The following is a 19,345-nucleotide window of genomic DNA, read 5'->3' as shown; positions in this document are numbered from 1 at the left end:
CAGGGGAACAGCTCTCCCCGCCATTACGGCCGAGCCGCAGACGCCGGTATCTCAATGGTGAATTCGGCCCCGCCGTTACTGTTGCGAACGCTAAGTGTCCCGTTCATGTTCCTCTCGATGATGAGCTTTGCGATGTACAGGCCAATCCCCGTCCCCTTCTCCGGCCCTTTGGTGGTGAAGTATGGATCGAACACTCTCTCGACTATTTCAGGTGCGATGCCGCCGGCGTTGTCGGCGACGGCGATGACTGCCTTTTCTCCCTCCGTCCAGATACGGATGGCAACGAGTGGATGCGCCACCTTCCGCTCAAGGAAGGCATCCCTTGCGTTAAGCAGTATATTGAGAATAACCTGCCCGAATTGCGTGGGGAATCCATGTGCCATAACGGCATCTGCGGCTACAAACTCCACCTTCAGGGCGATGTCGCGGAAGTAGGCATCGATGATCTTCATCGTTTTCGTCACTTCCTCCGCCACACCGAATGCGACCTTTTCTCCCTCAGGCTTAAAGAAGTCCCTGAAGTCGTTGATGGTCACGGACATCTGTTGCACCACCGCCATAGTTTCCGCCACTCGGCTCTCGAGGTAATCCTCGGTCAGGTCCCCCGCCTGGAACGCCAGTTCGACCTCCTGAATAACGGCTCCCAAAACGTTGAGCGGCTGGCGCCACTGGTGGGCGATGAAGCCTATCATTTCTCCCATGGCAGCCATGCGGCTCTGGTGAATCAGCAACTGCTCCCGTTCCTGGAGTTCCCACGCCGTTTCCAGGCGCTGCCTGCTTTCCTCGTGCAGCGCATGTTCTGCTTTACGCCGTGCCGCCACCTCCTCGCGCAGCTTTCCTATGGTGGCGTGGAGGTGGGCCGTTCGCTGAACAACCCTTGACTCCAGTTCCTCCTTGGCCAGCCGCAATTCCTCCTCCATCGCTTTACGCTGGGTGATATCGTTCATCGTCCTCAGAATTGCCAACGGCACCCCCTGCTGGTCTCGGTACAAGACCCACAAGGTCACCACGGGAACCGGCGTCCCATCCTTCTTGTGATGCACCAGCTCCCCCGTGTAGAACCCGCTCTCGAAGACAGTCTCCTCGATCTGCTCAAGCGGAGACTGAGACACCGTCCGCAGCAGCTCGTGCGCCACCGCGCCGATCGCCTCTTCCCTGGACCATCCAGAAAGTTCCTCCATCCCGCGGCTCCAGTGGGTGATCCGGTGCTCGAGGTCGCAGGCCAGAGCCGGGGAAAGGTCGAGCATGTGTGCCATCTCCCGCCGGCTGGCGTTGGCCACTTCCAACTCCAGGGCGATCTTTTTCCGATGGATGGCGTACCCGATCGTTCGGGAGAGGGTGCTGCTGGTGATCTCTCCTTTGATTAGGTAGTCCTGTATATCCATCTCCAGGGCTTTAAGAGCGGTTTCCTCATCATCGAGGACAGTGAGGATAACAACAGGAATCTCCTGCGACTCCCTTCTGACCGCGACTGCGCTGGCCAACCCTTGGCTGTCCGGGAGCCCCAGGTCCACGATCACCACGTCGAAGGGCTGCGCGTGCAGCAGAGCGATCCCCTCCTTCAGGTACGAAGCATGCTCCAAAACGTACTCCTGCTTCCGCACCAGCCCCAGCGTAGCGCCGATGAACTCCGCCTCCGCCATATTATCTTCAATCAGCAGGACCCTCGTAGCCGGCCGTTCCATCGCTTAACCTCATGACTTCGGCAGTTGCGCCATGACGAACCAGTAGTTCTCCAGGCTCCTGATGACCTCCATGAAATCGCTCAGCCGCACCGGCTTCGAAATAAATGTGTTGGCATGGAGATCGTAACTTTTGAGGATGTCCTCCTCCGACTCAGAGGTGGTAAGAACGATGACGGGAATGCGTCTGAGTTCGGGATCCTCCTTTATCTCCGACAGGACCTCCAATCCGGTCTTCCTGGGGAGTCCCAGATCGAGGAGAATGAGTCCCGGGCGGGGAGATTCCGCGAACGGGCCCTTCCGATACAGGAAATCGAGAGCCATCTCGCCGTCGGTGACCACGGAGAGCCGGTTCGCTATCCTGCTCTCCTTCAAGGTTTCGCGCATCATGTCGGCGTGTGCGGGGTTGTCCTCCACCAGGAGAATCTCCACAGTTTCGAAGTCGTCCTTGTCATGCATTTGCGCCTCCTCGCAGCGTCGGGATGCTGAAGAAGAAGGTAGTCCCCTCTCCAGGCTCCGATTCCACCCAGATGTGCCCTCCGTGATGCTCCACGATCTTGCGGCAGATCGCCAGCCCGATGCCGCTTCCTTCGTATTCCTCGCGGGTGTGCAGCCGGCGGAAGATCTCGAAGACCTGTTCGAAAAAGCGCGGCTCCATGCCGATGCCGTTGTCGCGCACCCTGATCACCCACATCCCGCCCTGCCGCTCGCAGGTGATGCGCACCTGCAGGCGCACATCGCGTCTCCTGAATTTGATGGCGTTTCCCACGAGGTTCTGGAAGAGCTGGACGAGCTGGGTGTCGTCACCTTCCACCTCCGGAAGCTCCATCCACTCAAGAGAGGCGTCGCTTGCCTCGACAGCCTTAGTCAGGTTCCTTACCGCACTTTCCAGGACTTTCCCAAGCGGCACGCGGCTGAACGGCTTCGCCCTCGTATTGAGCCGGGAGTAAGCCAGCAGGTCGTTTATCAGGGACTGCATCTGCTTTACGCCGTCCGTCATGTAGCGCAGGTACTTCCAGCTTGTCGCGATACTTCTGCGCTATAAGCTCCGTGTAGCTTCCCACCGTGACCAGCGGCTCCTGTAGGTCATGGGAGGCCACGGAGGCGAACAATTCCAGCTCCTTGTTGGACCGCTGCAGCTCGCGGTTCGCCTTGTCCGCGGCATCCTGAGCCTTGACCCGCTGCAGAGCCTCCACCTCCAGCCGGGCGTTCAGCTCCAGCAGCTTCTCCCTCTGGGCCTCCAGTTGGTTATTGGCCAGACGAAGTTCCTCATTGGCCTCGGCCACCCTCTGGGAGTTGCGGAAAACGTCAGCCTCCCCCTGTGCAGCGTCCCCCTCCAGGATGTTGTGGCCGCGACGGACGAAGTCTGTGACGTCATGGGCTCGATGGATGACGTAGTCCACCTCGTAATCGGCGTTAAGCACAGGGGTGTTCACGGCGCTCCAGTACCGCTCCTCATAGGCGCCCCCCTCCTCCTTCGGCTTCCGAATGTCGTATTTCTGCAGCGGCAGGGTATCCGGGACCTTTCTCTCGAGAACCCGCGTGAGGGACCCACCGACGTTGGTGGCTCCGGTCGCCCCGGCTTCAGCTGGGTTGACGGGAAACAACTCCATCATGGTCATCCCCATAATCTCCTCCCGCCGAGTCATAGTAGCCTTCAGATACTCCTCGTTCACCGCCACTATCCTCAGGTTCCGGTCAAGCAAAAGGCAAGGGTCCGGCACCGCCTCGAATACCCGCTGAAAGTCCACCGGAGGCGAAACGGCCTGTCGATCACCATTTCCTCGCGCCTGCCTCTTCTCACCCTGATCAGCCATGCCAAACCTCCCTGTCCCGGCGCCACCGTGCTCCTGCAAGCCTGCCACTCTTCGGTCTGGGACCACCGTGGATTTCCTCTCTATTTTATTACAAGCGGGGTAAAAGGTCCTCGGTATCAGGCTCAGCACCGATTGCGGCTTCGCGACCGCGAGGCACTCGCCGGATGGCTTTAAGGTGCGCACGACTGCATTTTCGGCGCCGCCGGCCCGTGCATCGGCTGCCACATGACCTCAACAAACAGCCACTCCTTCTCCCCCGTAGGGCGGGACGGGAGCGGGACCATAGCGACGATCCGCAGCACCTCTTGCGCGCAGTGCCACAAGGGGCCCGCGTATCTCGACGCCGTAAGAATGGCGACGCGGGAGACCAAGTTCGCCGCATCGCTCCTCGCGCTGCAGAAGGTGCTGGAGGGGCGCGGGATCTACTACTCCGAAGCATCACCGTACTTCTTCAAAAGTGCAGGAAGCACTGACGCGGTCAACGCCTTCACGGCCTGGGGCAGCGCCGACACCATGGGCGCCGCCTTCAACTTTTCCCTCCTGAAGCACGAGCCTGGGGCCTACGCTCACAACATGCTGTACAGCAAGAGGCTCATCTACGACTCCATCGACTACCTCGACGACGGCGCATTGAACGACACGGTCGTAGCCGCCATCAACGCGCTGCCAGATCTCGACATGTCCCTGAAGGGAGCAGCCGCGGCCTATCTGGGGCCCATGGGGCGAAGGCCGTAATCTAAGGGAGCGGCAACGGAAAGCAGCCTCCTTTGTCCACGGGGGTAGGCACCAGGGCCGCTCTTCTTCGCACCCGCCGCGCCCACTCAGGGAGTCGATCGCCCCTCCCCTTTCGGCGGCACGAGTTGCTCTTATGCCGTGACGTGTTATGTAATGTACTGGCGTTCCTCAACGTCCCCCTTCAGGAGGAGAGGAGTGATGACCAGCCCCTGCCAGACCATTTCCGTTATTATCCCCTGCTACAATGCAGAAAAATATTTGGGCGAAGCGATCGAGAGCGTCCTGAGCCAGAGTGTGCCGCCTTACGAAGTGCTCGTCGTCGACGACGGCTCAACCGACAGGACTCCAGACGTGGTGCGGCGTTTTGGTGCCCGGGTGCGCTATCTGGCCCGCGCCAATGGCGGGGTAAGCAGCGCGCGCAACGCGGGGATCGGAGCAACGACGGGAAGAAATCTCGTTTTTCTCGACTCCGACGATCTCCTCATGCCGGACGCCCTGCGCACCCTTGCGTCAGCACTCGCAGCCCACCGGGGAGCCGGCATCGCTTTCGGGCTCTTCCACCAGTTCGAGGAGGACCCTGCAAAGCCGCTCCCCTCTTCACCGTACGTCGCGCAGCAGATCGAGAAGACTCCTCACGACACCCTCCCAGATGGAACATACCTCTACGAGGGCCTCTTTTCCGCGCTGCTCAGGGGGAGGTTCATCCCGATAGGCGGGACAATGGTCCGGCGTTGCGTCGTGGAGGCCGTCGGCGCCTTTGACGAGCGGTTCCATGTGGGGGAGGACCGAGACCTGTGGCTGCGGGCAACGGTCATTTTCCCCTTCATCTGCGTCAATCGGCCAGTATTGAACCGTCGGATCCACAGCAGCAACCTGTCCAGCATCCGGTACCAGCAGTTGTACAACGACTTCAACATCGAGATTGCCCGCAAGCTCATAGCGGCCTTTCCTGAGATGCAGCAGGATGACCAGGCATACCTGCGGCAGATGGCGGCAGAATGCTCGCGCGTCTCCGCCCGGCACTTTCTGGGCGAGGGAAAGGCGACCGTCGCGCGAAACTATGTCCTCGAATACGGCCGGTGGCAGGGATGGCACAGCGAAGCGGCATTCCTTCTTGCATTATCCCTGGTTCCGGACTCCCTCCTTGCGCCCATAGCGCGCCTGCGTGAAAAGATGGTGAATCCGGCGTACTGAGGCACACGAAGCCGCCGGCTTACGTTACGGCTCAATGTAGGCCGGAATATGCGGCAGCGTTTCGGCAATCGGTGCCGAACCGGCGTGTGCGGGTGGACCGCCGGGAACGCCTGGCGGCTTATCCCGGCCTACATATCACGCTGTCCTCCCCCTGCCAGTCCACAACGAAGATCACCCTCCGCGTCAACCAACCTCCTATTTATATAGCTCACTCCCTCACGGACCCGGAGGCGACATGTAGGCCGGAATAAGCGGCAGCGTTTCCGGCAATCGCTGCCGCACCTGCATGTGCGGGTGGACCGCCGGGAACGCCTGGCGGCTTATCCCGGCCTACATATCACGCGGCTCCAGCCTGCCAGTCCACAACGAAGGTCACCCTCCGCGTCAACCAACCTCCTATTTATATAGCTCACTCCCTCACGGACCCGGAGGAGACATGTAGGCCGGAATAAGCGGCAGCGTTTCCGGCAATCGCTGCCGCACCGGCGTGTGCGGGTGGACCACCGGGAACGCCTGGCGGCTTATCCCGGCCTACATATCACGCTGCCCCCCCCTGCCACCCCACAGGATCGCCCTCCGCATCATAACCAACCTCCTATTCTATAGCTTCACTCCCTCACGGACCCGGAGGAGACATGTAGGCCGGAATAAGCGGCAGCGTTTCCGGCAATCGCTGCCGCACCGGCGTGTGCGGGTGGACCACCGGGAACGCCTGGCGGCTTATCCCGGCCTACATTTCACGCTTCCCCGCGCCTGCCAGTACACATCGAAGGGTCCCCCTCCGCGTCAAAACCAGCTGCCTATTTTGTAGGCAAAAGGCTAAAAGGTCGCGTTTTAGGTGGGTCTAAAGGGTTCCGGCGCAAAGTTATGAACACAGTTATCCACATAAATGTGGATTGCGAAGCCGCATGAATAGGTGCTGTACGCATAACTCCCAATTGTTTATGCACTTTTTTGGTGATTACAGCATCAGCGACAGATTATTGACGATCCATGGAGGCGCATAAGTAGCTTTAATCACTGCTTCACGGTTCGGGATCTTGAAAATGAGGTAATCGGAAAGTCACATGAGAGGGGCTCCGTCCTTCGAGGGAGGTGCACAGGGATGGGTGAAGCTGTCAAGGGAGCGATCGGGGAACGGCGTAGAGGGATGGGCCGTCGAGTTTCATCGCATCCCAGCACCTCAGCGGCAGTGGCTTGTAAAGGGAGGGTAATGTGATATAGAAAGCCTAGTCGTTCTCCCTACATCAGAAAGGAGCGCAACATGACTAACCGCAGGCTATGGCTCATAGACGCTGGGTATCTATTCAACAGCAGGCATAGCGTGACGGCCAACTACCAGTTCTCCTACCTGAAGCTCAGAAACAAGCTGGAGCATGACGGCCCGATTTGGCGGGCATACTACCTGAACAGCACGAACAACCCGCCGAGCGAAGCTCAGGACAACTTCCACAACTGGCTCAGAAGCGCCCCCCCCAACGGCCCGAAGATCATCACGAAGCTGTACGAGTTGAAGACCCAGCGGGCCGACAAGGCCTACTGCGAGATATGCGGCACGAAAGTGAACCTCTCCTGCCCCAACCAGTCGGAAACAACGCCGCTGCACAAGATAAACAACGAGATCCAGAAGGGAGTGGACGTCGGCATCGCCACCCTCTCGCTTATCCACAAGGAAAACTACGACACCCTCATTCTCTCCTCCGGCGACTCCGACCTGCTCGACGCCATCGAGTTCCTCTCCGAGATAGGAAAAAAGGTGGAGCTCGTGGTCTTCAAGACAGCTGTGTCGACTGAACTGCAGAGCCGCGCGGACCGCGTCTACTGGATCGATGACTTCTCGAACGAAATAGCAGCGAACTAGCAATACGCCTGCAATAAACGGGAAAGGGAGCCTCGCACTTGAGGCTCCCTTTTTGATTTCGTCCCGATCATCGGCAGCTTACTTTGAAAGGAGTGCAGTTCTGGAGGAGAATGTCGGCAAAAATTCAAACACCCGCTGTCACCCTTCGCAAAGGTTCATCCGGGAATTCCGGGGGGAGCCGTGCATGGCTAACCCCCATCCGTTGACGGGAGGGGAAGCTAGTCGCGCCGCGCTGGAGCACAGGCTTCCCAGCCTGTAGCCGCGGCGCCAGCCGCGCGGTCTGTGGCGGCTGCGCCGCCATCGCAGGCAAGATGCCTACGCTCCAGCGCGGTGCCACCCGGGTCCTTGTAACCACCTTCCCCACAATTCCCGGAAGAGCCTTCGCAAAGGGGGGAACTACAGCCGTGGCCTGCGCGTTGATGGGCACACATGCCCTGAGGTTCCGATTTCCCTTTTGATGCCAATCCTGCACACGCGTCTGTAAATGTAGGCCGGAATAAGCGAAGCGTTTCCGGCAACTGCGACAGCAGTAACGTGCGCCAAGATGGAGATGTCATCCTGGCGTCATCGGTCCCCTCCGCGCCCTTCCGGCATTCCCGGGCGCGGCGCCGCCGGCTGCACAGGTACAGGAGTCGGAGCCGCGCCCGGAGCCGCCCCGGCGGCCGGCGTCGCCGGAGGTGCGGGAACTTCGCGCGGACCGGCCGCCGGAGTCCTCGTCCTGTACGATTCACGAGGCGGCTGCCCGCCCCTCTGCACCGGCGCGGCCGATGGCGCGGGAACAGCCCGCTGGGCCGGAGGAGCCGCCGGCACCTCTACCGCCGGCCGCGACGGGTGCTGCGAATGCGGCCGCACTGCCGGCGCGGGTGAAACCGGCGTTGTCGGAGTAGCTCTCTCCATCGGTCCCCTGCGCTCGTGCTCCCTTCTTGCCGGGGACGCTGGCGTTGCTGGGGTCGCCGGAGCGGCGGGACTCGCCGGAGTCGCGGATGTCGCAGGAGTCGCGGATGTTGCCGGAGTCGCACGTCTTGCCGGCTGTGCAGCCGGGGGTGCGGCAGAAGGCGCGGCGCCTGGGTCGGACGATGCCCCGCCCGCCCTGCCGGGGCGCACTCTTCTGTGCGGAGCGCTTTCGTGAGGGGCGGGAGCCGCCGGAGCGGAGGAGCGCGCCGCAGGCGTCGAAGACGGCGCCACCGGTGTTGCAGTCGGTGCCGAAGGTGCCGCCGAGGCAGCAGGCGGAGCGCCCTGCGGCGCGTCTTTTCTCTCCGGCACACCTGCGCGTCGCCCTGCTTCTGCCGGGTTCCGCCTGCGGTGCTCCGTCGTGTCCCGCTGGGGCGGCACCGTCGCCGGAGCACCAGCCGTGCCTGAACGCGTCCCTTCAGGAGCGCGCACATCTGTGCGAGGAGCAGGAGCCGCACTCGCCGGAGCGACATATTTAAATTCGGGTCGCCCGCTACCTGGCTTTCTCCTCGTCTCCACGTTGCGCACCGGGAGAGTCTGCACCGAGCCTCCAGGTGTCAGCACCGAACGCTGTGGCTCCCTCACGAGTGGGCGTTCCCTTCTCAGCTCCCGCACCTCCATCGTCCTCACCCGTTGAGGCGGGAGCTTCCCTTGCGGTACCGGTCGCGCCGACAGGAGCTCGCCTCCACGTGAGGGACGGATGTCCGGAGCGCCCGGACGCGCCCGGCCGCTGGCCAAAATCCTGTTGCGCACGAAGTTCTGATCGGCCCGTACCCTCCTGGGAGAGGCGGTGGCAAAGGTGTCGCGCCGCACGGCGGTGACGCAGTTGTGCACGTGGACGTTGCGGTAGACGTTGGTGATCCTCACCTCAGTCACGTTCACGTTGGTGATGTTCACGCTGTTGGGGCCGTAGTAGCCGCGTCCGTAATAAACTTCCCCCGGCGCCAGCGGAACCCAGGCGACATGATCGGAGGTGGTCACCCACCCGACATATCCCGGCCCCCAGTACACCGCGCGTCGCGGAGGCGGAACCCAGCACCACCCGACCCTTCCGACGTAGGCCCACCTGCCGTAGTGGTACGGCGCCCATCCCCACGGCTCGTAGCCGATCCAGACGTAATGCCCCCCTCTCCAGACCCAGCGCCCTTCCCGGTACGGAGACCAGTCCGCCGCTATCACAGTCGGCGTCCAGACGTTGCCGTAGTCCTGGACATACACCCACCTGCCGTTACCGTCGAAATCGGGCGCGTACCACCTCAGCTCCTCCGGAAGGTACGTCACGCTCCTGCTGCTTGCCAGATAGCGCCTGTTGCGCGTCTTGTTCCACGCCTCCCACTCGTCCGGCGGTCCCATCGGGCCTATGACGGCGTCGGAGTTCTCACTCAGGGAGAGCATCTCCCCTGCGCTTATCCTCCGCATGCCGACCCGGTTCTCCGCCTCGACGGACCCCTTGTAGACGGAGACGTCGCTAAACTCGCTCCCCATGTCGATGCGGTACACGGTGTTGTCGAAGGCGCGGGTCGAGGCATCCGGTGTGTCCACCTGCAGAACGTTGCCCCCCGGCGGGTTGAAGTTCACGTACACCCTCCCCTGTGCGAGGTAAAACTGCGACGAATCCTCGTCGAGGGAGAGTATCTGCAGCGATGAGTCCCGGTCCAGCCGGAGGAAGCTTCCGCCGTTCAGTTGCAGTTCCACGCGCCCGCCGGCTGGCACCCACACCTGGTCCCCTTCGGCCAGTGGCGCGTTCACGACGGCGAGCCCCCATTCACCCGCCTCGGGGGTCTTTACCTGGACATCCCCCTTGAGGTAGCTGATGCGCAGGTGCCCAAGCCCGGCGGCCAACGAAAGTGCGGGGGTAAGGAGGAGGAATGCTGCAACGAGGAAAGCCTTTGCTGTTTTCATGGCGCCACTCCGACAAAGAAGGATCCTTCAGACGAGATCAGCATAGCATACGGTTCAGCCGAAAATTATGGAATGAATGTGGAACCATTGTGGAAATGGGAGAAAAGGGGGGTGAAGCGGCAGGGAAAAGGTAGGCGGCGCCCCCACCTCGAGGATCGTGGTGAGGGCGCCGTATCATGAGAAACAGGCGGAAAGGGAATTGCTAGTAGCGGTCGTGGCGCTCGCCGCGCTCCTCCCGATCTCCATGCTTATCCCACTTTTCAGCGTGCTTCTCTTCCTTGCGACGCTCCTTCTCCGCGTGCCGCTCCCACTTGCGCTCTTCCTTCGCCTGCTTGCGTTCCCATTTCCGCTCTTCCTTCGCCTGCTTGCGTTCCCATTTCCGCTCTTCCTTCGCCTCCTTGCGCTGCGCCTTCCACTCCTCCTTCCCGGCACGGAAGTGTTTGCCGCGATAGTTGTCGTGGTCGTGGCGGTAGATCTCGTACTCTCTGGTGCGGCACTCGCGGATCCGGTCGATGCGGTACTTGCGAAGCCGCGGCGGAAGCTCGCGGTAGCTCGTCACCGCCCACGGACCGTGGCTGCTGGGCGCGTAGAGCCACCTGCCGTCAGTGAACATGTAGTAGCGGTTTCCGAGGAAGAAGAGGTCGTACGGTACGCCCACCGCCACGTAGAAACCGAGCGACTGCGGGAAGATGAAATCCACATCCTGTTCGATCACGATCTCGCGCACCGGCGGACCGACCACGACAGGAACGGGTGGCGGGGGCGGCTGGCGCACCACCACTTCGCGGGGCTGGTCCCCCACGTGGATGTTGACGTCCATCCCGACGCCTGCCTGCGCGACAGATGCGGCGAGCAGAAGGGAGACGACCAACTGCCCTCCCAAAACGGTGCTCCTCATATGCTTTCCTTTCATGACATCACCTCTTTTTTTGATTTCCCTTCGCCACCTTCCGGTGGAAAAGCCCCCGCTGTGTCGCGTACGACGGGGTCAGGTCTTGAAATATAAGGTTTACCTCAGGTATGACCGGGGGTCAGGTCTTGAAATATAAGGTCATTGCCGCCAAACCCTCCTTGTGCTCCTTGTGTGACTTCCAGAGTGAGACGGAAAAACCGAATCATTGTAACTGCAAAGGGTTGGAAGGCAAGAGAGACAGCCCACGGGGACGCGGGGTTCAGACGCGGGGTCAGGTCTTGAAATATAAGGTCTTGCTGCAACGCAATCGTTACATTCCATACCCCCTGCGCCGGTGACATGCATGGCATGCTGCAGCTAAAGGTGATAACAGTGCCTTACGCCAAGAGTTCCGCCACCGGCCGCTCCGCCTTCTTTAAAAACTGATATTTCAAGACCTGACCCCCACTATGTGGTCTTGAAATATAAGGTTTTGCTGCAACGCAATCGTTATATTCCATACCCCCTGCGCCGGTGACATGCATGGCATGCTGCAGCTAAAGGTGATAATACAGTGCCTTACGCAAAGAGTCGCGCCAACGACCGCTCCGCCTTCTTTAATAACTGATATTTCAAGACCTGACCCCCCTCTTGGGTTCCGGACGCAAAAAAGCCGGGGCCTTAATATCTTCTGTTCGATATTTCGGCGACCCGGCTGTCTTCGTGAGACCCTAGGCTTTCCGTCCCATTCTCGCGAATGGTTTAGTATTGTCGTCTATCTTATGCTGGTTCTGCACACCCTGTTTAGCTCACCTGCAGATGCAAAGTCAAAAAAAACATTTTTAACCAGCGACGCTTACGGACCGGGGGCGCCCACCGGCCGCCCCCCCGGCGTCACCTTCACCCCCGGGGGAGTCCCCACAATCTGCACCTTCGGGCCGTTCTCCACCTTCTGGAAGCTCTTCACCTTCGCCCGCTCCCCGGTCACCCATTGGTAGAGCCACTTCGCGTCCTTTAGAAGGGGTTTTCGCGGACTCTTGAAGTACTCCTTCTGCATCTCCTCGTCGTAAAGCCCTACGCAGCCGTGGGAGTCGGGATAGCCCGGGACGTCGCGGCCGTGGATCCAGTAGGCGGGCCACCTCTCCTCCCGTTTGTCCTGGAAGAACCGCAGCGCGTAATGCATCGGGTACGGACGATCCGTCCCCTCCACCGGGTAAAGGTTTGAGGAGTGCGTCCGGTTTGCCGCATCTACCTGAAAGGTGCCGGTCGGGGTGGGATACCCCTCTATCCCGACGGCAACGGGGGTGGAAAAGACGAGCTTCCCGTTTTCATACGCCCCGAGATAACCCTCTGTCTGGTCCACCAGTATGAACTTCGCCTCCCGGGCGGCGCTCGGGTAGGTCGCCGGCAGCGGTGTGAAGCCGCGCAGCTGTTCCATCTTTAGCGGAACTTTCACAGACACCCCGGCTCCGAAATGGCGCCGGTCCATGCGGTTGAAATGAAGTCCGTCGCGCCAGTACCGACCAAAGATCATGTTGGGGGTATCCCCCTCCTGCAGTTCGACGCACTCCCACGGAATCCGGGTGTCGCTCGGGTAGTAGATGTCGCACAGCGACTTCACCTTCATCTTCGCTGCGTCGGCGACGGAAGCGCAGCAAAGAGTCAGCAGCATTACAAGGAGTTTCAGCGCGCGGGTTCTCATTTCCTTCCCTCTGCGGTCGCAAACTCCCTCCCTTTCCGGGGGCGGGTCGTGCCCCGCACGCGCCGAAGGGGGGCGCAGTTTGCTTCACTACTTGAATTGTATCTTGTAATAGATGTCGAGGCCGCTCTCTGTGCCGGTCTGGCTCTCGATCTGCCAGTGTTTGGAGATATCGTAGCGCAGCATGAAAAGACTGCTTCCGGTGAAGAGGGAGCGGCCGTAGCTGAAGTAGAGCTTTGGCGTCAGGTATTTCCCTACCGTCAGCATCGACTGGGTGGCGGGGGCCGTCTTGCTGGGCGCTCCGGTCGGGGTAACGGCAATCTCCTTGTACCCCATCCTTCCCGTCGTCTCCGGCGAGGCCGTCTGCAGCTCGAGAGTACTCAGCCCGAGCCTGCTCTTGATCTGCTCCTGCAACGACGACGACTGCCCGGTGGAAAAAAGGACCCCGGCCGCCTGGGCGACCAGACTCCCCTGCTCTGCGCTGCTCGTGCCGAGCGGGTGCCCGATGACCATGTAGGCGAGGATGTCCACGTCCGGCATGGCAGGCTCGGAATAGAGCTTCACTACCGGCTCCTGCAGAATCCCCCCGACCGTCACCCCCGCCTTCACGTCGCTGATGGTGCGCAGCGCCAGTATGTCGAGGGTCGGCTGGTCGATCGGCCCTCCGGCATAGTAGATGCGCCCCCGCACGATGTCGAGGTCGAGGCCGTAGGCGCGGTAGCGCCCTTTCACCACGTTGATCTCCCCGCTGCTCCGGATCTTGTCCAGGCTGGTGAAGAATATCTCCATGCCGCCGCCGAGCTGCGCGTCGATCCCCTCCGTCTTCACCTCCACCTTCTCACCGAGGACGACCCGCACCCTCACGTCGAGGTCGACAGGGAAGGTGCGCTTACCCTCTTCAGGGACCCCTTCGATGATTACGTCCCTGCTCTCCGATACCGCCTGGTGCGGCGGGGGACCGAGGACGTGCATCTCCGGGATGCCGACCTGCCCGCGCAGCACAAGGTGCTTCTCGTCCCCCTGGAAGGTCAGCTGGGGCGAGCTCAGCACCCGGAGCTCGGGAAGATAGAAGGTCTGGAAACGCTCTCCGCTGAGGGTCCCGCGGTAGCGGCGCAGTTGCCAGCCGTCCACCTCCGCCTGGAGGACTGCCACGATCTCGCCGGGACCGGACCGGGCCCGCAGCGTCTCCACCCGGACGACGTCCTTGGCGAGGCGCAGCGCGAGTGTCACATCGGTGACCCGAATGCCGAGGGAGGGAAGGTAGCCGCCGCCATCGGTGAGCCCCACTCTCCCCTGCACAACCGGATCGCGCCATACCCCTCCGAGGGCGAGATCGAGATCGAGGTTCCCGTGGCTCTCCCGCACCATCCCCGGGAGGAAGGCGCTCAAGACCCCCTGCTCCTGGAGCCTCCCGGTCAGCGAGCCGCTCACGGCTCCGTTCTGGTCGAAGGCGATCGGGAAGCGCGCCGGAAGTGGCAGCTGAAATTTTCCCTGCGCCTGACCGGCGCCCGAGAGTACGAGGGAGAGGTCCCCGGCAATGCATTCCTCGCGCCACGTGAAGTTGACGCCGGCGGAGCGCAGATTCGCCTGCATCTCCCCCTTTTCCCCATGCCATTTCGCGAGCCCTCCGGAGAAGAGTGCATTCCCCGCCATCTCGAAGCGACTCCCCGGAAGGAGGTTTCCCGCCACCTTCCCGGAGAGATCACCCTCCAGGTTTACCGCCCCCGGCAGCCAGGGCTGGAGGATGTGCGGATCGAGGTTGGCGAGAGTCAGTTCGAACCGGCCGCTGTCGGGGACGTCGAACGACGCGGGGCGATCGGAAGCGAGAACCCCCTTCACCACCCCCCTCCCTTCCGGGACCGCCTCGAAGACGACGCGCGTCCCGCGGGAGCCTGCGTCGAGCGAGAGGAGAGCGCGCAGGAGGGTGAGGCGCCTCCCCCCTTTGCTGTAGGTGCCGGCGCCGGCCGCGCTCCCCGTCACCGCGATGCGTGCGCCGCGGATCTTCCCGGGGGTGATCCCCCCCTGCCAGGAGACCGATATCTCGGAGCGCTGCAAGGCGGCGTCGAGCGACTGGTCCTCCTTCGTCCAGTGCACGATCCCCCCCTCCAGCGAGGTGCTCCCCTTCAGGTCGACGGTCTGCCCGGGGAGGAGCCTCCCCGCCACCTGCCCCGCGATCGTCCCGTCGACGCGCGTCCCCGGCGGGAACCACGGCGCGAGCTCCTTAAGGTCGAGGTTCGCCCAGCGGGCGTCGATAGCGCCGTCGTCCGGAAGCGCAAGACGCGCGGCATCAGGAGAGGTGAAGCGCGCCTGCACGACCCCGCGCCACAGGTGCAGCTCGACCTGAGCCGAGAGCCCCCGCTCGTCGCCGCCGAGGCTGATCAGCCCCTTCTCCAGCCTGACCTCCTTGCCGTCGAGGCAGAAGGAGCCGCTTGCCACGGCTTTTCCCGCTATGTCCACGCGGCGGTTCGGCAGGAAGCTGAGCTCCAGGTCGCCGTTGCTCCCGCCGGTGAACTGCACTCCATCCGCCCAGCTGTTGGCACGGGAGAGGTTAAGCCCCCCCCAGCTTAGCGCCACCCCCCCGAGCCGGGGCTTCCCGACGGCGGCGCTGATGGAGAGGAATTCACCTGCGACCCCGCGCACCAGCAGGGGGGAAAGGGTGAATCCGCCGGAATCGATGCCGAGTGTCGCGGGGGCGGCGAGTCCCCACGGGCCGACGGCATCATGGCCGGAGAAGTCGGTGATCTCCCCCCGCCACCTCCTGTCCCGGTACCCGCCGGTGAGGGCGAGGCGCGCTTCGGCCTGAGGTGCGCAGACGACGAGGGTGGCAGCGTGAGATTCCACGCTTCCATCCGCCGTAAGCGTCGCGCTGTTTGCATAGACCTCTCCGATCGCCACCTCTGCCAGCGAGGCATCGAGATGCAGAGGGTAACCGGCGGCATCCGACAGGGCGGCGGAAAAGGTGCCTTCCCGGGCGGCGACGCCGCCGACGACAAGACCGGTCGCAGTACCGCCTATCTCCCCCGCAAACCGCCTGTTGCGGTACCGGAACCATCCGTTCCCCTGCACCCCCCCCTCTGCGGAGGGGAGGAGGAGGGAAAGGTCATCGGCCGCGAGGCTGAAATCGACGCGACGGCTGAGCTGCCCCGAGGCGGAGAGATCGACACCTTCGCCGCGCAGAAAGAGGCGCCTGAGGAGGATGTCGCCGTCCTTGGAGCGGGCATCGACCTCCCCCGAGAGCTCCTTCCCCTGCAGACGGCTCTCGAGGAGCCTCCCCTTTACCTTCCAGACCAGGGTCGTGCCGCGCGACCAGGCGAGGTCGCCGACGGCGTTGAGGTTGACGAGGCCTCGCCACTTCGGCGCCACGCGCTGCGGATTTATTCCCCGCGCCGCCAGCTCCGCGCGAACCGTCACCACCTCCCCCCACCCCACGTCGACCACTCCCCGCACGACTCCGCTGAGGACACGTGCGGTGACGGGGGCGAGCCTTATCCCCTTCATGCCGCCGGCAAGGGTGCCGGAAAGGGAAAGCGTCTCCCACCCCTTTCCTTTGTTGGAGAGAGAAAAGTTCCCCCGGTACCTCTCGAGGTTACCGGTAACGTTTATGATCCCGGAGAGGTCGGTGCGCCGGCCGATCTGCGGAGCGAGGTCGAGGTCCTTTCCCTGCACTTTCAGCGCTGCCACCGGCTCCTCCCCCGAAAGATCGACATCGCCGTCCACCGTCACGGTCCCCGGCTGCCCGCTCTTTTCGACCCGCACCCCGTGCAGCACGAGAGAAGTCCTGGTAACCCCCAGGCCACCGGCCACTGTCAGCAGGCGCTTCTCCCCCCGCTTCCCCACGAGGTTCACCGTGCCCGCGACCTGCTCCGCCCCCCTGGCACGACCGAGACGGGCCTGGAGCGAAAGATAATCGAATCCGGATATCGGCTTCGCGGGCGCGGCGATCAGGTCGAGACGGAGGGAGGGGCGCTTCAGCCCGGCGACTATTTCTCCCGCGAGAAGCCCCGCCGGGGCGACCGCCCGGAGGTTACTCACCAGGAGAAGGGTGTAGCGCCACGAAAGGCTCGCGGAGAGTGCGCGTACCTTCACCTCGGGACGCTGCAGGCGCTGGTAGGTGAGATCGTTGATCCGCAGATGGGTGACGCGGGCCTCGAAGAGGTCGGCAAAGCCGGGGAGGCGCGGCCAGGTAAGATCGATCGGCTTCTTCGTGACCGGCGTCCGATCATCCACCCTCACTCCCGACAATGAGAGCTCCCCTATTGCGAGTTCGCCGGAAAAGAGAAGAAGCGGCTGCCAAGTGAGCTCCACCCGCTGGGCGGTCGTCGTCCTCTGCCCCGAGACGACGCGCACACCGGAAAGGACCAGGTGGTCGAGGAGCCGCCCCTCCACCCGGCGCACCGTGAAGGACGCCTGCGGCGTGGAAGGGACCCGCTGCAGCGCCCACTTGGCACCTGATGGGGTCCAGAGGAGCCACCAGAGCGCCCCGAGGAACACGAGCAGGAGGATGAGCCCCGCAAGGACGGTATAGGTGACGGCTCGTCTCATAGCTCGAACCCCACGCTGACGTGGATGTAGTACGCCCTCTGCTCGTCATTTACCCGACGGGCGACGGCAAGGTTTATGGCACCGACGGGGCTGTAGTAGTGGGCGCCGATCCCTGCCCCCTCCTTCAGCCTGATATACCCTGGATCATTAAAGGCATTTCCCGCGTCGAAAAAGAGGGAGACCCCCCAGTTCTTGAAGAGGGCGCGTTCTATTTCCAAGCTCCCGACGAGGAGGTTCCTGCCGCCGACGACCTGCCCGGTGTCGTCACGGGGGCCGAGCGACTTGTAGGAGTAGCCGCGCACGCTCTGATCCCCTCCGGCAAAAAAGCGCAGAGACGGCGGGACCTCGGAGAGGGGCTCCGAAAGGAGGCTCCCGGCAGCCATGCCGCGCACCCGCAGCCCAAGGCGCCACGGGAGGGGGATTATGGTGAGGCCCTGCACGATCCCCTGCACGAGGCCGGTATCGGAGCCGAGGAACGGGTGGGTGCCGCGGGCCTCCAGGCTGTAGCGGAAACCGTTGGTGGGGCGGGTCATGCTGTCAAAGCGCTCCTGGGTGTAGCGGAGACCGGGGAGAACGAGGCGGGAGCCGGAGTTCTGGCTGCCGACGGTAAAATTTTCCTGCTGCAGCCTGAGGTACGCGGTGCCGAGGGTGCCCCTCCCCAGGCTGCGGTTGCGTGCCGCTTCCAGGGCGATGAGGCGGCTCATATAGGCGGTCACGTCCTCCCGTTGCAGGTTCAGCTGGAAGGTGGTGTTGGTGCGGATGTCTCTCGGGCTGGGGATCAGATACTGCACCGCAACCCCCTGCAGGCTCTCCGAAAGATAGAGCTTTGCGTTCAGATCGTGCCCGGCGCGGAAGAGGTCGAGGTCCCGGTACCCGACCGAGAAGCGGATCCCCGTGTCGGTGCCGAATCCGAAGCCTGGGCGGATCGTCACGCGCGGCGCCGGTGTGAGCTGCACCACGACCGGCACGTGGAAGTCCTTCGCCTTCTCCTTCTCAGGGGTCACCAGCACCTGCTGGAAGCGCTCGGCGTTGGTGAAATTGAGCTGTGTCTCGCCGAGCTTCGCATAGGAAAAGACCTCCCCTCTGTGGAAGGAGAGGTAGCGCCGGAGGAAAGGGTCGGGGTACTGCGGGGCCCCCTCGATGGTGGCGTCGTCGAAGAAGTACTGGGCGCCTGTGTTGAAGACGAGGTTGATGCGGGCGCTGGTGAGATCGGGTGAGATACGGATCTCGTGGCGGGAGAAGTCGGCGTCGAGGTACCCCAGATCAAGAGCCCGCGATCTGAGCCGCGACTTCGCGTTCTCGTACTGCGGCTGCAAAAGGACCCCCCCCTTGCGCAGGGGGAATTCCCGCACCATCCTTTTCAGCGCTTCCTGCCCGGCACCTGCCCCATCCAGCAGCACGGAGACCTCCGAGACCGTCACCGGGCTCTTCAGTTCCACATGCACCTTCAGGAGGTACTCCCCTCCCCCCCTTGGCTCCACGGAGGAGGATGCCTCTGCGCGGTAATACCCGAATGGCTTCACCGCATCGGTCGCCTTTTCTCGCGCCTGCACGGCGAAGCGGTCGAGCCAGAGCCGGTCGACCTTCCCCTCGGTCACAAGTCCGGTCGGAAGCGCCAGGGCCTGTTCCACATTGGCACGCGCATCCCCCTCGACACCGGAAACCTCTATCTCCACAGGATCGGCAAAGGCAGGTGTCACCAGGGCGCCCCACAGGAGAGCCAGGAACGCGACGCGGTGTAGTGGGGAAAGCCTTGCCATCGGGAGCCTTTCGATCTCTGGATGTCGTGGCGCCGCGGCGTCACGGGATGCAAGTGTATCAAAGAAATGGCGCGATACCGCTCCAGGCCTGCAAATAGAGGGGGGCGCGGGTCGCTGCCGGACCCACCCGCAGCTGACGTGCCTCCCCTCTGAAAGATGGCTCATCCGGGAATTCCAGTGACGTCGGTCCGGCGTCCCCTCCCCCCTTGCGGGGGAGGGACAGGGTGGGGGGGAAGGTGCCTCCATTTCAGCCAGATAGCAGCTTCACCCACCCCCTGTCCCCCTCCCGTCAAGGGAGGGGGGACCTCCA

At 62.8% G+C, this 19,345-nt stretch carries 12 protein-coding genes and 1 riboswitch; of the genes, 3 read left to right on the top strand and 9 right to left on the bottom strand.

Annotation, left to right across the window (positions count from 1 at the left end):
- Nucleotides 1-23: 23 nt before the first annotated feature.
- Genes LPW11_RS16270 through LPW11_RS16255 form a run of 4 tightly spaced genes read right to left on the bottom strand, consistent with a single transcriptional unit; the run spans nucleotide 24 to nucleotide 3,499 of the window.
- Nucleotides 24-1,685, bottom strand: coding sequence for an ATP-binding protein (locus LPW11_RS16270; RefSeq protein ID WP_230994928.1), 1,662 nt, complete (start codon nucleotides 1,683-1,685; stop codon nucleotides 24-26).
- Between the two features lie 9 nt (nucleotides 1,686-1,694).
- Nucleotides 1,695-2,141: a response regulator gene (locus LPW11_RS16265; RefSeq protein WP_230994927.1), complete on the bottom strand. Its 447-nt coding sequence runs from the start codon at nucleotides 2,139-2,141 to the stop codon at nucleotides 1,695-1,697.
- Nucleotides 2,134-2,496, bottom strand: coding sequence for a sensor histidine kinase (locus LPW11_RS16260; protein ID WP_230994926.1), 363 nt, complete (start codon nucleotides 2,494-2,496; stop codon nucleotides 2,134-2,136). Before LPW11_RS16260 ends, LPW11_RS16265 begins: the two co-directional genes overlap by 8 nt.
- 49 nt (nucleotides 2,497-2,545) lie before the next feature.
- Nucleotides 2,546-3,499 carry a PAS domain-containing protein gene (locus LPW11_RS16255; RefSeq protein ID WP_230994925.1) on the bottom strand — a complete coding sequence of 318 codons (954 nt, stop codon included), beginning with the start codon at nucleotides 3,497-3,499 and terminating at the stop codon, nucleotides 2,546-2,548.
- A 225-nt stretch (nucleotides 3,500-3,724) separates the two neighbouring features.
- On the opposite strand from LPW11_RS16255, the gene LPW11_RS16250 reads away from it, so the two are divergent.
- The 3 genes from LPW11_RS16250 to LPW11_RS16240 all read left to right on the top strand — a co-directional run bounded on the left by LPW11_RS16250 (nucleotide 3,725) and on the right by LPW11_RS16240 (nucleotide 7,289).
- The gene (locus LPW11_RS16250) at nucleotides 3,725-4,234 is read left to right on the top strand and encodes a hypothetical protein (protein ID WP_230994924.1); all 510 of its coding nucleotides are present in this window, start codon (nucleotides 3,725-3,727) and stop codon (nucleotides 4,232-4,234) included.
- A 198-nt stretch (nucleotides 4,235-4,432) separates the two neighbouring features.
- Nucleotides 4,433-5,428 carry a glycosyltransferase family 2 protein gene (locus tag LPW11_RS16245; RefSeq protein ID WP_230994923.1) on the top strand — a complete coding sequence of 332 codons (996 nt, stop codon included), beginning with the start codon at nucleotides 4,433-4,435 and terminating at the stop codon, nucleotides 5,426-5,428.
- A gap of 1,264 nt (nucleotides 5,429-6,692) precedes the next feature.
- Complete coding sequence (locus tag LPW11_RS16240; protein ID WP_230994922.1) at nucleotides 6,693-7,289, top strand: NYN domain-containing protein; 597 nt, start codon at nucleotides 6,693-6,695, stop codon at nucleotides 7,287-7,289.
- A 564-nt stretch (nucleotides 7,290-7,853) separates the two neighbouring features.
- Here LPW11_RS16240 and LPW11_RS16235 read toward each other — a convergent pair.
- The 5 genes from LPW11_RS16235 to LPW11_RS16215 form a co-directional block, all read right to left on the bottom strand.
- Complete coding sequence (locus LPW11_RS16235) at nucleotides 7,854-10,142, bottom strand: FecR family protein (protein ID WP_230994921.1); 2,289 nt, start codon at nucleotides 10,140-10,142, stop codon at nucleotides 7,854-7,856.
- A gap of 202 nt (nucleotides 10,143-10,344) precedes the next feature.
- A complete protein-coding gene (locus LPW11_RS16230) occupies nucleotides 10,345-11,055 on the bottom strand; it encodes a hypothetical protein (protein ID WP_230994920.1) in 711 nt (236 codons plus the stop codon).
- Between the two features lie 681 nt (nucleotides 11,056-11,736).
- Nucleotides 11,737-11,811, bottom strand: a riboswitch (cyclic di-GMP riboswitch).
- A 79-nt stretch (nucleotides 11,812-11,890) separates the two neighbouring features.
- Nucleotides 11,891-12,736 carry a L,D-transpeptidase gene (locus LPW11_RS16225; RefSeq protein WP_230994919.1) on the bottom strand — a complete coding sequence of 282 codons (846 nt, stop codon included), beginning with the start codon at nucleotides 12,734-12,736 and terminating at the stop codon, nucleotides 11,891-11,893.
- An 87-nt stretch (nucleotides 12,737-12,823) separates the two neighbouring features.
- Nucleotides 12,824-17,275: a translocation/assembly module TamB domain-containing protein gene (locus LPW11_RS16220; RefSeq protein WP_230994918.1), complete on the bottom strand. Its 4,452-nt coding sequence runs from the start codon at nucleotides 17,273-17,275 to the stop codon at nucleotides 12,824-12,826.
- Nucleotides 17,272-19,035, bottom strand: a complete 1,764-nt coding sequence (locus tag LPW11_RS16215) for an autotransporter assembly complex protein TamA (RefSeq protein WP_230994917.1) — start codon at nucleotides 19,033-19,035, stop codon at nucleotides 17,272-17,274. Before LPW11_RS16215 ends, LPW11_RS16220 begins: the two co-directional genes overlap by 4 nt.
- Nucleotides 19,036-19,345 lie beyond the last annotated feature (310 nt).

Origin of the sequence: Geomonas sp. RF6, assembly GCF_021044625.1 — a bacterium.
In the GTDB taxonomy this organism is placed as follows: Bacteria; Desulfobacterota; Desulfuromonadia; order Geobacterales; family Geobacteraceae; genus RF6.
This window is presented reverse-complemented; position numbering and strand designations above follow the sequence as displayed.

Bases quoted from the DNA above. Each gene is read 5' to 3' on its own strand.
- LPW11_RS16270 (WP_230994928.1), bottom strand. From the start codon at position 1,685: ATGGAACGGCCGGCTACGAGGGTCCTGCTGATTGAAGATAATATGGCG.
- LPW11_RS16265 (WP_230994927.1), bottom strand. From the start codon at position 2,141: ATGCATGACAAGGACGACTTCGAAACTGTGGAGATTCTCCTGGTGGAG.
- LPW11_RS16255 (WP_230994925.1), bottom strand. From the start codon at position 3,499: ATGGCTGATCAGGGTGAGAAGAGGCAGGCGCGAGGAAATGGTGATCGA.
- LPW11_RS16250 (WP_230994924.1), top strand. From the start codon at position 3,725: ATGACCTCAACAAACAGCCACTCCTTCTCCCCCGTAGGGCGGGACGGG.
- LPW11_RS16245 (WP_230994923.1), top strand. From the start codon at position 4,433: ATGACCAGCCCCTGCCAGACCATTTCCGTTATTATCCCCTGCTACAAT.
- LPW11_RS16240 (WP_230994922.1), top strand. From the start codon at position 6,693: ATGACTAACCGCAGGCTATGGCTCATAGACGCTGGGTATCTATTCAAC.
- LPW11_RS16235 (WP_230994921.1), bottom strand. From the start codon at position 10,142: ATGAAAACAGCAAAGGCTTTCCTCGTTGCAGCATTCCTCCTCCTTACC.
- LPW11_RS16230 (WP_230994920.1), bottom strand. From the start codon at position 11,055: ATGAAAGGAAAGCATATGAGGAGCACCGTTTTGGGAGGGCAGTTGGTC.
- LPW11_RS16225 (WP_230994919.1), bottom strand. From the start codon at position 12,736: ATGAGAACCCGCGCGCTGAAACTCCTTGTAATGCTGCTGACTCTTTGC.
- LPW11_RS16220 (WP_230994918.1), bottom strand. From the start codon at position 17,275: ATGAGACGAGCCGTCACCTATACCGTCCTTGCGGGGCTCATCCTCCTG.
- LPW11_RS16215 (WP_230994917.1), bottom strand. From the start codon at position 19,035: ATGGCAAGGCTTTCCCCACTACACCGCGTCGCGTTCCTGGCTCTCCTG.